Source organism: Prevotella dentalis DSM 3688 (assembly GCF_000242335.1).
GTDB lineage: Bacteria > Bacteroidota > Bacteroidia > Bacteroidales > Bacteroidaceae > Prevotella > Prevotella seregens.
In genome coordinates, this window is the sequence record NC_019968.1 from 802388 (window position 1) to 815451 (window position 13064).

13 protein-coding genes are annotated in these 13064 nt (G+C 57.6%); 10 read left to right on the forward strand and 3 right to left on the reverse strand.

Going from position 1 to position 13064, the window contains the following annotated elements; genetic code table 11:
• Positions 1-35: 35 nt before the first annotated feature.
• The 10 genes from PREDE_RS10420 (at position 36) to rhuM (ending at position 10688) form a co-directional block, all read left to right on the forward strand.
• Positions 36-998, forward strand: coding sequence for a capsular polysaccharide synthesis protein (locus tag PREDE_RS10420; protein WP_005847218.1), 963 nt, complete (start codon positions 36-38; stop codon positions 996-998).
• Positions 999-1012: 14 nt separating this feature from the next.
• Positions 1013-2359, forward strand: a complete 1347-nt coding sequence (locus PREDE_RS10425) for a Gfo/Idh/MocA family oxidoreductase (protein ID WP_174264893.1) — start codon at positions 1013-1015, stop codon at positions 2357-2359.
• Complete coding sequence (locus PREDE_RS10430; RefSeq protein WP_005847222.1) at positions 2359-3093, forward strand: SDR family NAD(P)-dependent oxidoreductase; 735 nt, start codon at positions 2359-2361, stop codon at positions 3091-3093. The genes PREDE_RS10425 and PREDE_RS10430 overlap by 1 nt, the downstream gene beginning before the upstream one ends.
• A gap of 1 nt (position 3094) precedes the next feature.
• Positions 3095-3931 carry a LicD family protein gene (locus tag PREDE_RS10435; protein WP_005847224.1) on the forward strand — a complete coding sequence of 279 codons (837 nt, stop codon included), beginning with the start codon at positions 3095-3097 and terminating at the stop codon, positions 3929-3931.
• A 32-nt stretch (positions 3932-3963) separates the two neighbouring features.
• Positions 3964-5097 (forward strand): DUF1972 domain-containing protein, encoded by a 1134-nt coding sequence (locus PREDE_RS10440; protein ID WP_005847226.1) that lies wholly within the window; start codon positions 3964-3966, stop codon positions 5095-5097.
• 73 nt (positions 5098-5170) lie between these two features.
• On the forward strand, positions 5171-6352 hold the full coding sequence (locus PREDE_RS10445) for a nucleotidyltransferase family protein (RefSeq protein ID WP_005847228.1): 1182 nt from the start codon (positions 5171-5173) through the stop codon (positions 6350-6352).
• A gap of 22 nt (positions 6353-6374) precedes the next feature.
• The gene (locus PREDE_RS10450; RefSeq protein ID WP_005847230.1) at positions 6375-7586 is read left to right on the forward strand and encodes a GDP-L-fucose synthase family protein; all 1212 of its coding nucleotides are present in this window, start codon (positions 6375-6377) and stop codon (positions 7584-7586) included.
• Positions 7587-7839: 253 nt separating this feature from the next.
• Positions 7840-8940, forward strand: a complete 1101-nt coding sequence (gene gmd / locus PREDE_RS10455) for a GDP-mannose 4,6-dehydratase (RefSeq protein WP_015310465.1) — start codon at positions 7840-7842, stop codon at positions 8938-8940.
• Positions 8941-8992: 52 nt separating this feature from the next.
• On the forward strand, positions 8993-9562 hold the full coding sequence (gene rfbC / locus PREDE_RS10460; RefSeq protein WP_005847234.1) for a dTDP-4-dehydrorhamnose 3,5-epimerase: 570 nt from the start codon (positions 8993-8995) through the stop codon (positions 9560-9562).
• Positions 9563-9662: 100 nt separating this feature from the next.
• Positions 9663-10688, forward strand: coding sequence for a RhuM family protein (gene rhuM / locus PREDE_RS10465; protein ID WP_005847236.1), 1026 nt, complete (start codon positions 9663-9665; stop codon positions 10686-10688).
• A 65-nt stretch (positions 10689-10753) separates the two neighbouring features.
• Here rhuM and PREDE_RS13935 read toward each other — a convergent pair whose 3' ends face one another.
• The 3 genes from PREDE_RS13935 to PREDE_RS10475 form a co-directional block, all read right to left on the reverse strand.
• Positions 10754-10849 (reverse strand): smalltalk protein, encoded by a 96-nt coding sequence (locus tag PREDE_RS13935; protein WP_015310466.1) that lies wholly within the window; start codon positions 10847-10849, stop codon positions 10754-10756.
• Positions 10850-11016: 167 nt separating this feature from the next.
• Positions 11017-11520, reverse strand: coding sequence for an HU family DNA-binding protein (locus PREDE_RS10470; RefSeq protein ID WP_005847238.1), 504 nt, complete (start codon positions 11518-11520; stop codon positions 11017-11019).
• 394 nt (positions 11521-11914) lie between these two features.
• Positions 11915-13048 (reverse strand): Rid family hydrolase, encoded by a 1134-nt coding sequence (locus PREDE_RS10475; RefSeq protein ID WP_005847240.1) that lies wholly within the window; start codon positions 13046-13048, stop codon positions 11915-11917.
• Between the last annotated feature and the right edge of the window lie 16 nt (positions 13049-13064).

Genomic DNA, 13064 nt, shown 5'->3' on the forward strand with positions numbered 1-13064 from the left:
GCCCGGAGACAAACATTTTTACGAACACTGACGCCATGGGACACATCTTCAATCTGTACAAACGCTTCGGAGGGGCGAGTCTTCTCCGGGAATACCTCACCACCGGCTTCCTGTTCAAGGCCCCCTTGCAGTTGCTGGCAACGGGGCTTTCAGACAAGGGGCTGGAACTGTTTCGCGAGGCAGCATCGCTCTCCACCTACCGATACCTGGAAAAGCACTATGCAAAATACCTGTTTGCAGCCGACGACTGTACCCCGCCTGTGCAGTGCGGCAGCCGGAAAGTATGGATATTCTGGTGGCAAGGCATGGACGGAGCACCCCGGTTGGTGAGGCAGTGTTACAGGTCTGTATGCCAATACCTCGGCGAATGGGAGGTGGTGCTCATCACGAAAGACAATTACAAGGACTACGTTTCTTTCCCTCCCCGCATCCTCGAGAAGCTGGAGTCGGGCGCCATCACGCTGACCCATTTCTCCGACTTGCTGCGCATAGAGTTGCTCATCAACCATGGAGGGCTGTGGCTGGACGCCACGGTGCTCTGTACGGGAGGGGCCATTCCCCCAAGCATTCTCGACTCCGAGCTCTTTGTCTACCAGACGCAGAAGCCCGGTTCAAACGGGCACGCCACGCAGATGTCGAGCTGGTGCATGTGGGCCCGGCCCGGCAACAGCATACTCCGCGCCACCCGCACGCTGCTCTATGCCTACTGGCAGCGCAACGACCGGCTGCTCAACTATTTCCTGCTGCATCATTTCTTCACCCTCGCCTGCAAGTTCCATGCCGACGAGGCCCGGCAAATCCCGCCATATACGAACGAAACACCGCACATATTGCTCCTGCATTTCTTTGACGCCTACCGGCCGAGCCTCTGGGAAGATTGGAAACGCCAGACGTGCTTCCACAAGCTCAGCTACAAGCTCGACCCGGTGAAGGAACGGCAGGAAGATACTTTCTATGCCCATATCGTCAAGGCTGAGGGCGAACAAGGGCTATCATGAAAACTGACTATACGATGAAAAGAGTAATTACATACGGCACCTACGATCTGCTTCACCAAGGGCACATCAACCTGCTGAAGCGGGCCAAGGCCCTTGGCGACTACCTGATTGTGGGCGTTACGAACGACAATTTCGACCGGGAGCGCGGCAAGCTCAACGTCAAGAACAATGTGCTCGAACGCGTGGAAGCCGTCAGGCAGACCGGTCTGGCCGACAAAATCATCATCGAGGACTACGTCGGACAGAAGATAGACGACGTCCAGAAATACGACATCGACATCTTTACGGTCGGGTCAGACTGGGAGGGACACTTCGATTATCTCCGTGAATTCTGCGACGTCGTCTATCTCCCGCGGACGGAAGGAATCTCTTCTACCATGCTGCGCGAGGAGCAGGACGCCGACATCCGCATCGGCATTGTCGGCTGCGGACGCATCGCCCGCAGGTTCCCCCCGGAGGCAAACTACGTCAGTCAGGTGAAAATCTCCAGTGTCTACGACACCGATCGCGATGCCGCCACCCGTCTGGCCGCCGCCCATCGGATAGAAGACGTATGCAGTTCGTTCGAGCAACTGGTTGCCCGTGTCGATGCCGTCTACATCGCCACACCCCATCTTTTGCACTATCAACAGGCCAAATATGCCATCGGCCAGCACCGGCACGTGCTTTGCGAAACGCCGCTGGTGCTGCAGGGAGGGCAGGCCCGCGAGCTCTACAAACTGGCCGAGGACAACGGCGTCATACTCATGGAGGCCAACAAGACGGCCCACTGCCCGGCCTTCAACCATCTCATCACGATGATCAAGTCGGGACTGATAGGCGAGGTGGTGGATATAGACGCTTCCGAATCCAAGGTGTGGGGCGACCCCTCGCTCCGGGAGCTGGACCCACGGCAGGCCGGCGGCTCGTTCTACGAGATGGGGTCTTATCCGCTGCTTCCCATCATCCGGCTGTTGGGAACGGAATACGAGAACCTGAACCTCTACTCCCGCATGCGCAACCAAGTCGATGTTTACACGAAGGGAGTCATGAGATACAAGAACGCCGTGGCCTCTTTCAAGCTGGGACTGGGCGTGAAAACCGAGGGCAATCTCGTCATATCAGGCACCAAGGGCTATGCCTATGTTCCCGCACCATGGTGGAAAACAGATTACTATGAACTCCGCTACGAAGACCAGAACCAGAACAAGAAGTACTTCTACACATGGGATGGCGAGGGGTTGAGATACGAGATACAGGAGTTTATCTCCTGCATCGTCAACCATCGCTTCAGTACGGCAAGGCTCAGACGCAGGGAAAGCATAGCCATGGCAGAGATTATGGAACAGTTTACAGAAAGGAAAAACTTCATAGAATTGTGATGAAAAGAATATTGATCGTGGGAGGAGCAAATGGCATTGGCCTGTCGATGGCCTGCCTCCTTGCCGAAAGAGACGAAACCGAAAAGGTGTATATCATCGACAAGGCACCGCTCGACAAGGCTTTCGCATCCCCTAAAATAGAGAGCAGGCAGTTTGATTTAACGGCCGAAGACTACAGCATTCTGGATGCTTACGAAGACATAGACGGGCTCATCATCACGGCGGGCTTTGGCCGGCTGGCGCTCTTCGAGGACATAGACGAGCGTATGATAGCCACATATTTCCAGGTGAACACCATCCCCGTCATCAGAATCATCAAGCACTTTTACCACAAATTAAAGTCGGACAACGATTTCTTCTGTGGCGTTATGGTCAGCATTGCCGGGTTCATGTCTTCTCCTTTCTTCTCCCTTTACGGCGCCACGAAGGCCGCGCTCAAGATATTTATAGAGAGTGTGAACGTGGAACTCGAGAAAGGTGGAAGCCCCAACCGGATACTGAACGTAAGTCCGGGCTCCATCAAGGGCACGAGTTTCAGCCAGGGCAAGACCGACTTGGCGGTGACGGCACCGCTCGCACGGGACATATTGTTGCACATGGAGGCCAAGGATGACCTTTTCATCCCGCAGTACGACGAGGTATTTCATGAGGTTTTGGAGCGGTATCACCATGATTTCCGCAAGGAGGGGCTGCACAGCTACGACTACAAGGTTGCATCAAAAAGAATAAAATAGGATGACAAACATAGAAAGACTCCATCAGGCCGACCTGAATATCGTCAAGAAAGTGATCAATATATGCAATGAGAACGGCCTGGTTTATTATGCCTTGGGCGGCACCATGCTCGGCGCCATCCGGCACAAGGGCTTTATTCCCTGGGACGACGACATCGACCTGGGCATGCCCAGGGAGGACTACGAGCGGTTTCTGGAGATTGCTCCCTCCTTGCTCAGCAAGGAGTTGCGGCTCATCAATTACAAGACAGACCGCGACTACCATTACTATATCACAAGAATACAGGACACCGAAACCAAGGTGATGGAAAACAGATACGAGGCGGAGGGCAAGTACACCCATGTCTCCATCGACATTTTCCCGTTGGACGGTTCGCCCGACAACGGTCTGCTGAGGAAGCTGTATTACTTCAGGGTGATGGCTCACAGGGCCATGATGGCCTTGCACTACAAGAAAGGCATTGACAAAGAGCGGAAAAGAGGATTTGCCGAAAGGCTTTTCCTGAAGCTGATAACGGCATTGCCAACCGACAAAATGTTCAATGCCTACCACCAAAAAGAGAAGATAGACCGCATTCTGCGGAAGCATGACATGTGGACTTCCGAGATTTCCGGCAACATTATGGGGGCATACAGAACCGTGGAGATGATTCCAACTTCCTGGTATGGCCGGGATACGTTCTACGATTTTGAGGACATCAAGCTAAGAGGCATCAAGGAATACGACAAGTATTTGTCGCATTTGTATGGCGACTACATGAAGCTCCCCCCTGTAAATGCCCGGAAAATTCATTTCAGAATCGTGGAGATTCACGGCCAGAGCGTAACGGAATCTTAAGCGAAAACCCTTTATAGCATAGCATTTAGAACATGAAGATAGCATTTGTAAGCACACGGGGCATCCCCAACAACTACGGCGGCTTTGAGCAATTTGCCGAATATATATCTGTGGGACTGGCCAAGCGCGGGCACGACATTACGGTTTATTCCCCGCATTACCATCCCTACCAGGAGAAAGCGTACAAGGGAGTCCACATCAAGCACATCTATTCGCCTGAGAAATGGATGGGAGGCTCGATAGGAAGTTTCTTCTACGACTTTGCCTGTCTGAGGGATGCACTCAAGAAAGAGCAGTTCGACATCATCTATGAGGCCGGATACACGAGCATTATCCCTGCTTACATCTGGTTTAATGTGAAGAATATCAAGCGTCCGCTCTTTACCACGAATATGGACGGACTGGAGTTCAAGCGTTCCAAATTCAACAAATGGGTGCAGAAATTCGTGCATTGGGAAGAGCGTGAGGCAGTAAAGCACAGCCATTATCTCATTGCCGACAACATGGGCATCCGCGACTATTATAAAGAGGTGTACGGCAAAGAGAGCAAATTTCTCGCTTATGGTGCCAACATATACGACAATTACGATGTCCGGCATTTGGAAAGTCTGGGCCTGACACCGAACGAATATTACCTGCTTGTTGCCAGAATGGAGCCGGAAAACAATATGCTCATGGCAATAGAGGGCTACAAGCAATCGACGGAATATGGAAAGAAGCCCCTTGTCATTGTGGGAAAGACGACTACGAAGCATGGGCAGGAGCTCGTGAAAACCTATGGAAATGACAAGAACATCAGGTTCGTCGGGGGCATTTATGACTTTGACAAGCTGAACAGCATACGTCATTTCTCTTTCGCCTACTTCCACGGACACAGCGTAGGAGGAACCAATCCCTCGTTGTTGGAGGCGATGGCGTCCGACTGTTTCATCCTTGCACACGACAATATCTTCAACAAAGCCGTATTGGGTGACAATGCAGAATACTATAAATCTGCAGAGGATGTTGCAGGATTGCTCAATCATATAGAGGACATCGCCGGGGAGAAGAAAGAGAAATACATCGCATCCAATCTTGAAATCATCCGTCAGGAGTATTCCTGGGACTACTTGGTGGATCAGCACGAAGCGTATTTCAAGTGGATGCTTCGTGACAGTCAGTTGTAGTCTTCGGGAACAGCCGGATCCCGTTTGCCTATGGTCTTCTGCCTGAACCTGTAGGATTGAAATCTAAAATCGGATGAAAGCCCCGTCCTCCTCCTGCCCATTGTTCCTCCAGTTGCTGCGCTACTGCATCGGAACGGCCGATGCAGTGTCCGCCGCCCTCACGCCGGACAGGGTGAGGGAGGTGTTCGACATGGCCGGACGGCAGTCGCTGACGGCGGTGATGCTGGAGGGAGTCAAGCGGCTGGAGGTGGAAGGCGATGACGGAACGATGGCCGAGGTCATGATGGACTGGTGCAGCGAGGGCCTCGTCATCAGCCGCACCAACGAGCGCATAGACGGTCATGTGGCGGCCGTCGTGCGCAATTTCAGGAAGTCGGGCTTCGAGTGCTGTCTGCTGAAAGGGCAGGGCAATGCCTTGATGTACCCGGACGGCAGGCTCCGCACGCCGGGCGACATCGATCTGTGGCTGCGCACGGCTGCGCCCGCCGGCGGTAGCACGGCCGCAGAAAGGGAGGCGGCCGTGAGGCAGGACACCCGCCGTATCATTTCCTACATCAGGCGCTTCATGCCTGCTGCAAAGGCCATCTATCATCATATCGAGTGTCCGGCGTATCAGGGCACGGAGGTGGAGATACATTATCGGCCGCACTTCATGTTCAATTTCCGGCACAACCAGCGGCTGCAGGAGTTCTTTTTTGTGCATGCCGACGCCCAGTTCGCCCATGAGGTGGAGCTGGGTGGCGGTCGGGTGGCCGTGCCCACGGCCAGGTTCAACGCCGTGTTCCAGCTGAGTCACATCTTCCAACATCTGTTTAAGGAGGGCATCGGGCTGCGGCAGTTGCTGGATTATTATTACCTGCTGACGGCCAGCGAGGATCTGGTCCACGGCTCGAAAGCCGAATGGAAAGGGTTGTTCGCCCGCCTGGGGCTCGGCGGCATTGCCGGGGCGGTGATGTGGATTCTGACCGAAGAGTTCGGCATGGACTCGCGATATGCCTTGGTGGAGCCCGATGCCCGGCGGGGTCGGCTTGTGCTGGACGAGGTGTTGAGGGGTGGCAATTTCGGCAAATACCATGTGCGCCGTCTGGGCAACGGCGTGGTGGGACGCAATCTTGGCCGTCTCATTCGCGACGTGCGCCTTGTGCGTTATTTCCCTGTCGAGGCCTTGTCCGAGCCTGTATTCCGGCTTTGGCATGCGGCATGGCGGTGGCGGCACAGCCCGTCCAGGCTGCCGGGAGAGCGTCGTTTAAAATAGATTATCATATATTTATATCATCATGTCTTTAAGCAAGGATAGCAAGATTTACGTTGCCGGCCACCGTGGACTCGTGGGATCGGCCATTTGGAAGAACCTCGAGCAGAGGGGGTATCGGAATCTGGTGGGGCGAAGCCACCGCGAACTGGACTTGACGGACCAGCGGGCCGTGACGCAGTTCTTCGATTCCGAGCGGCCCGAAGCCGTGGTGCTGGCCGCTGCCTTCGTAGGGGGCATCATGGCCAACTCGCTCTACCGTGCCGACTTCATCATGCAGAACATGAAGATGCAGTGCAACGTCATCGAGCAGGCCTATCTGCACGGCGTGAAGAAGCTGCTCTTCCTCGGCTCCACGTGCATCTATCCTAAGGATGCGCCCCAGCCCATGCGCGAGGATGCCCTGCTCACCTCGCCACTCGAATACACCAACGAGGAGTATGCCATTGCCAAAATTGCCGGGCTCAAGATGTGCGAGAGCTACAATTTGCAGTATGGCACCAACTACATGGCCGTGATGCCCACCAACCTCTACGGGCCGGCCGACAACTTCCACCTGGAAAACTCGCACGTCATGCCCGCCATGATGCGCAAAATCTATCTGGCCAAGCTCATCCATGAGGGCGACTGGCAGTCCATCCGCACCGACATGAACCGTCGCCCCATCAACCCCACCGACGCGCTGCGCGCCCTCATCGGCGAGGGCAACGTGGACGGCAGCAACCCCGAGGAGCGCATACGCAGGGCACTGGCTTTCTATGGCATCGAGGACAATCGGGTGACACTCTGGGGCGACGGCAGCCCGCTGCGCGAGTTTCTCTGGAGCGAGGACATGGCCGATGCCTCGGTGCACGTGCTGCTCAACGTGGACTTTGCCGACATTATAGGCGTTGAGAAGTACTCCTCGGTGTTCTATGGGGCACGGACCGACGGTGCCGTCGACCGCAACAATTCCGAGGGACGCGGCGGGGCCATCCCCTCGCTCGGCGAGATACGCAACTGCCACATCAACGTGGGAACGGGCAAGGAGCTCACCATCGGCTCGCTGGCGCAGCTCGTGAAGCGCACCGTGGGCTTCGGGGGAGACATCGTTTGGGATGCGTCCAAGCCCAACGGCACGCCGCGCAAGCTCATCGACGTGTCCAAGCTCCACCGGCTCGGCTGGACGCACAAGGTGGAAATCGAGGAGGGCGTGGCCCGGCTCTACGCCTGGTACCGCCAGTCGCTCGCAGACTGACGGCGTGCGGCTCCCACGAACGAGGCGTTTTTCTCACAGATTCCACGGATTTCACAGATAGCTGCGCGGTGTTGTGGGGCTCTTACAAATGGGATGTTATTCTCACAGATTCCTCGGATTCCACAGATTGTTGCGCGGTGTCACATGGCTTTTATATATTAGAAGATGTGGGAAAAATCTGTGGAATCTGTGAGACTGCATCGTCTTGACAAGCAATCATTATAGAAATAGAGAAAAGAAAAATAAGAGAAATATGGCAGAACAAAAGAACATTGCCCTCATTACGGGCGTTACAGGACAGGACGGCAGCTATCTCAGCGAGCTGCTGCTGAGTAAGGGATACGAGGTGCACGGCATTATTCGCCGTTCGTCCGTGGACTATCGTGAGCGCATTGCCCACCTTGAGGGCCAGCCCCACTTCCACCTCCACTATGCCGACCTCGGCGACTCCATGTCCATCGTGGGCGTGGTGGGCAAGGTGCGGCCCACGGAAATCTACAACCTGGCCGCCCAGAGCCACGTGCAGGTGAGCTTCGACTCGCCCGAATATACGGCCGACGTGGATGCCGTGGGCGTGCTCCGCATCCTCGAGGCCGTGCGCACGTGCGGGCTGGCCTCCACTTGCCGCATCTACCAGGCCTCCACATCCGAGCTCTATGGCAAGGTGGAGGAGGTGCCGCAGAACGAGAACACGCCCTTCCACCCTTACAGTCCCTACGCCGTGGCCAAGCTTTACGGCTTCTGGATTATGAAAGAATACCGCGACGCCTACGGCATGTTTGCCTGCAACGGCATCCTCTTCAACCACGAGAGCGAGCGTCGCGGCGAGACCTTCGTCACCCGCAAGATTACGCTCGCCGCCGCCCGCATCAAGCAGGGCAAGCAGGACAAGCTCTATCTGGGCAACCTGAGCAGCCTGCGCGACTGGGGCTACGCCCGCGATTACGTGGAGTGCATGTGGCTCATCCTGCAGAACGACAAGCCCGAGGACTTCGTCATCGCCACCGGTCAGCAGCACAGCGTGCGCGAGTTTGCCACGCTGGCTTTCCGCCATGTGGGCATCGAGCTGGAGTGGCAGGGCGAGGGAGCCGACGAGAAAGGCATCGACCGCGCCACGGGCAAGGTGCTCGTCGAGGTGTCGCCCGACTTCTACCGGCCCACCGACGTGGTGAACCTCTGGGGCGACCCCACCAAGGCCAAGGCCCGGCTGGGCTGGAATCCCAACGCCACCACCTTTGAGGAGCTGGTCAAGCTCATGGTCGACCACGACATGAAAAAGGTGGCCGGCGACGATGCCGCCGCCCGCGTGCGCGTCAATCTGGAGGAGTATTTGGAGAAAGGCATCGTGAAATAACACCCCTCTACGGGTTCCTTCCACATCTTGTCACTATTTATTCAGCATACAAATGAACGTCATCAAAACAGAAATCGAGGGCGTGGTCATCATCGAGCCGCGCATTTTCCGCGACGACCGCGGTTATTTCTTTGAGAGTTGGAACGAGAAAGCCTTCAACGAGCAGGTGCGCCCCGTGCGCTTCGTCCAGGACAACCAGTCCAAGTCGTCCTACGGCGTGCTGCGCGGCCTCCACTTCCAGAAAGGCGAGCACGCCCAGAGCAAGCTCGTGCGCGTGGTCGAGGGAGCCGTGCTCGACGTGGCCGTCGACCTGCGCAAGGGCTCGCCCACCTTCGGCCGCCACGTGGCCGTGGAGCTCACGGCCGAGAACCAGCGGCAGTTCTTCATTCCCCGCGGCTTCGCCCACGGCTTCAGCGTGCTCAGTCCCACGGCCGTTTTCCAGTACAAGTGCGACAATCTGTACTGCCCCGAGAGCGAGGGCGCCATTGCCTGGAACGATCCCGCCCTGGGCATCGACTGGCGCATCCCGGCCGACAAGGCCCTGCTCTCGCCCAAGGACACGAACCATCCGCTACTGAAAGACAGCGACTACTTCTTCGACTACGGCGTGAGCCTGTACTGATTGCCACTCCACCAGAGGCATGCGCACCTGCCGCCCGCACCCCGTCCGGACATGAAATGCCGGGCGGGGTGCGGCAATCAATATTTCAAACAAAAGAAAAATGGAGCAGAAAGGCAATAGCGACATCATCATATACCAGTCTCAAGATGGATTAATCAAGATAGATGTACACTTTGAGAACGAGTCGGTATGGCTCTCTCAAGCACAAATGTGTACACTTTTTGGGCGTGACCGTAGTGTCATCACCAAGCATATCCGTCATGCCTTTGAGGAGGGCGAGCTTGAAGAAGAGGGCAATGTGCATTTTTTGCACATTGCAAATTCAGACAAGCCAGTGAAGTACTACAGCCTCGACGTGATTATTTCCGTAGGCTATCGGGTGAAGTCGCTGCAGGGCACCCAGTTCCGCATCTGGGCAACACAGCGTCTGCGCGAGTATCTCGTCAAGGGCTTTGCGCTGAACGACGAGCGGTTCAAGAGCGGTTCGGCCTACAATTATTTCAAGGAGTTGCTGGACAGGATACGCGAGATACGCCTCTCCGAAAAAGTGTTCTACCAGCAAATCAAGGACATCTACGCCACCAGCATCGACTACAACCCCTCCGACGAACTGACGTTGGCTTTCTACAAGGAAGTGCAGAACAAGCTCTTGTGGGCCGTCAGCGGCAAGACGGCGGCCGAGCTGGTGTACTATCGTGCCAATGCCTCCCTGCCCATGATGGGCCTCACCTCGACCGAACGCGAGGGAAAGGTGACGAAAGCCGACGCCCTGGTGGGGAAAAACTATCTGCATGAAAAGGAAATCGGCGGGCTGAAACTCATCGTAGAGCAGTTTCTTGCCTATGCCGAGGCGCAGGCCCTGGCCGAGAAACCCATGTATATGCGCGACTGGGTGCAGAAGCTGCGGCTCATCCTCACCATGAACGAGAAGAACATTCTGGAACATGCGGGCAAAATATCCCATCAGTTGGCCGTCCGGAAAGCCACCCAAGAGTACGAGGCTTACATGCAACAGCAGCGTCGGCTCGAGCGTCTCGACAGCATCAGACAGCTCGACCGCGACATCAGGCGGCTCTCCACTTGCCGCCGCGCCACAAGCGACGACAGGGCGGACGGGGCGGGATGAGCCGCTGCCGCAACCGTCACCACACAGCAATCCCGGGGCCATGGCCCCGGGATTTTTCGTTTGTGCTACCTGCACGAGGTGATGCCCAGCGTGGTGGCGACGGCCGTCAGGATGCTGACGGCGATTTGGAGAATCATTCTCCAGGTTTCCTTGTTTTTCATGTCGTGTGTTTTTCAGAGTTAGATTGAAGTGAAGCATGGGGGAGGAGAGGGGGAGGGGGCGGCGGAGCCGCGCCGCGTGCCGTGCGTCCTGGCGGGCCCCGCCCGCCGTCGCGCCATCGTTGTGACGCCGCTACCGGCCCGCATGGCCCGGCCCCTCCCCCGCGGGCTTAGCCCTGTCCCTCGGTCTTGCCGCCGTTCTCGGTCTTGCCTCCGGGCTGCGGCTTGGCGTCTTTCACCGTGTTCTTGGGCGTCTCCTTGGCGGTCACGCCCTCCAGCAGGTTCTTGATGTAGACGCCGGTGCGGTGGCCTTTCGCATTCACGCCCGTGGCGTTGAACGTGGACTCGGGCTTGTAGAGAATGCGGAAGTTGGTGATCTTCGTGCCGTCGCAGTCGGCGGCGGTGTCGGAGGGCTTGGAGCTGATGCCCACCTTGAACGCCCCGATGCCGTCGAGCACCACGCGCTGCGAGTTGAGCAGATGGGTCTTCATGGCCACAGACACCTCCCAGAGCACGGCCATTACGTCGGCATAGGTCACGGTGGTGGAGTGCGAGATCTCCTCGGCCAGCCTCTTCGTGTCGATGGTATCGAGCACCACGGCCCTGGCATACCACTTGCCGAAGGTGGGACTGTTGTTCAACTTGTTCTGTACTTTTCGATAACGGATTGCCATAATTCGGTTCCTTTCTTTGCTTTAAGGTTAAACATGAGTTGTGTGTTTGTGTCTTCACAGTGTCTGAGTGATGCATCCTTTCTCTGTTCGACGATGCAAAGATACGGCACCGGGGGCACAACGCCAACGCCCTGTGGCCTATCGCGTAGACCACAGGGCGTTGAAGTTTGAGGTTGCAGGGGGCGCAACGGCCTCTCCGTCAGGCCAATAGGAGAGGGTCGGACGGCCGGGGACTGTGCGTTGGGCGGCTGGTGGCGGCGTGTCGAGAGGTTCGGGCGAGGCCGCCGACCCCGCGGGGTGCCTTCGTGCAATCCGTAAGGGGACAGTGACATCATTGTGAGGAGGCCTCGTATCATCCGTGAGGCCCCCTAATATAATAAGGTGTAGCGTCGCCTTAGAGCGGGGCAAAGGCCGTGTGCAGGGGCCGGGCGGCGATGCACTCCATCTCGACGAGCCAGCCAGGACGGCACACGCCGGCCTGCACCACGAGGCGGGGCAGCGACGGGCCGAAGCGTTCGGCCAGCATGCGGCCCACGAGCGGCGCGTCGGCGCGGTCGCGCAGGTAGCAGATGAGCATCTTCACGTCGGCCCATCCGGTGCCTCCCTCGGCCAGCAACGCCCCGATGTTGTCCCACACGCGGCGGCACTGGGCGGCCACGTCGCCCGCGTGCATGATTTCGCCCTGCGGGCTGGCGCTGGCCGTGCCCGAGACGAAGACGTGGCGGCGGTCGCCGTAGTCCACCTGTACGCCCCGCTCGAAGCTCACGCCGTAGCGGCTCGTGCGGCTCAGGTGGGCCGGCGCATAGAGATAGCGCAGCTGTCCGCGCTGCAGCCCCGCCACGGCGTAGTTGTCGAGTTGCACCAGCACCTTGGGGTTGTTCTGCCGTCCGCCGATGCCGGTCGAGGCGATGAAGTGGGTGCGGTCGCTCATGTTCTGGGTGCGGAACACGTCGTTGCGCGCGCCCACCACGCCGGGATAGTTGTTGTCGATGTCGTTGATGAAGAACCAGGTGCGCAGGCAATTGGCCTCGAGCGTGCAGCCCTCGCCGAGCAGCTGCATCACGTAGTCGTTGAGCAGCAGCTTGGTCTGCGCCTCAGAGCCCTGTGCGTCGATGCTGTTGCCGCCGCTCCAGAGGTGGCGGTAGCTGCCGTGTGCGGCCTCGAAGAGCCCGCCGGGGCAGGCGCGTGTCTGCACGCCGGTCATGAGCCAGGCCCACAGCGCCAGCTTGCCTCCGCCGGCGGGCGGCTGCTGCACGGCCGAGACGGCATAGTCGGGACTCTCGAGCTCATAGTTCATGAGGCCGGGAAACTGGTTGGCGGCGTCGCTCATGAAGTAGCGTTTGAACACGGGTTGTGCGCCGAGCTCGCGGCGCAGCGTGTCGAAAGCCTCCATGAGGGCCTTGAGCTGCTCCTCGTAGGTCAGGGTGAAGCCCGCCGGGGCGATGGAGAGCAGGGCGTGGCTCTCGGTCACGCCCTCCGTGCAGGGCAGCGTGCCCAGCTGGATGTCGATGTAGGGATGTGGTGTCATGAGGGGTGGGGTTTGG

Bases quoted from the DNA above. Each gene is read 5' to 3' on its own strand.
- PREDE_RS10420 (WP_005847218.1), top strand. From the start codon at position 36: ATGGGACACATCTTCAATCTGTACAAACGCTTCGGAGGGGCGAGTCTT.
- PREDE_RS10425 (WP_174264893.1), top strand. From the start codon at position 1,013: ATGAAAAGAGTAATTACATACGGCACCTACGATCTGCTTCACCAAGGG.
- PREDE_RS10430 (WP_005847222.1), top strand. From the start codon at position 2,359: ATGAAAAGAATATTGATCGTGGGAGGAGCAAATGGCATTGGCCTGTCG.
- PREDE_RS10435 (WP_005847224.1), top strand. From the start codon at position 3,095: ATGACAAACATAGAAAGACTCCATCAGGCCGACCTGAATATCGTCAAG.
- PREDE_RS10440 (WP_005847226.1), top strand. From the start codon at position 3,964: ATGAAGATAGCATTTGTAAGCACACGGGGCATCCCCAACAACTACGGC.
- PREDE_RS10445 (WP_005847228.1), top strand. From the start codon at position 5,171: ATGAAAGCCCCGTCCTCCTCCTGCCCATTGTTCCTCCAGTTGCTGCGC.
- PREDE_RS10450 (WP_005847230.1), top strand. From the start codon at position 6,375: ATGTCTTTAAGCAAGGATAGCAAGATTTACGTTGCCGGCCACCGTGGA.
- gmd (WP_015310465.1), top strand. From the start codon at position 7,840: ATGGCAGAACAAAAGAACATTGCCCTCATTACGGGCGTTACAGGACAG.
- rfbC (WP_005847234.1), top strand. From the start codon at position 8,993: ATGAACGTCATCAAAACAGAAATCGAGGGCGTGGTCATCATCGAGCCG.
- rhuM (WP_005847236.1), top strand. From the start codon at position 9,663: ATGGAGCAGAAAGGCAATAGCGACATCATCATATACCAGTCTCAAGAT.
- PREDE_RS13935 (WP_015310466.1), bottom strand. From the start codon at position 10,849: ATGAAAAACAAGGAAACCTGGAGAATGATTCTCCAAATCGCCGTCAGC.
- PREDE_RS10470 (WP_005847238.1), bottom strand. From the start codon at position 11,520: ATGGCAATCCGTTATCGAAAAGTACAGAACAAGTTGAACAACAGTCCC.
- PREDE_RS10475 (WP_005847240.1), bottom strand. From the start codon at position 13,048: ATGACACCACATCCCTACATCGACATCCAGCTGGGCACGCTGCCCTGC.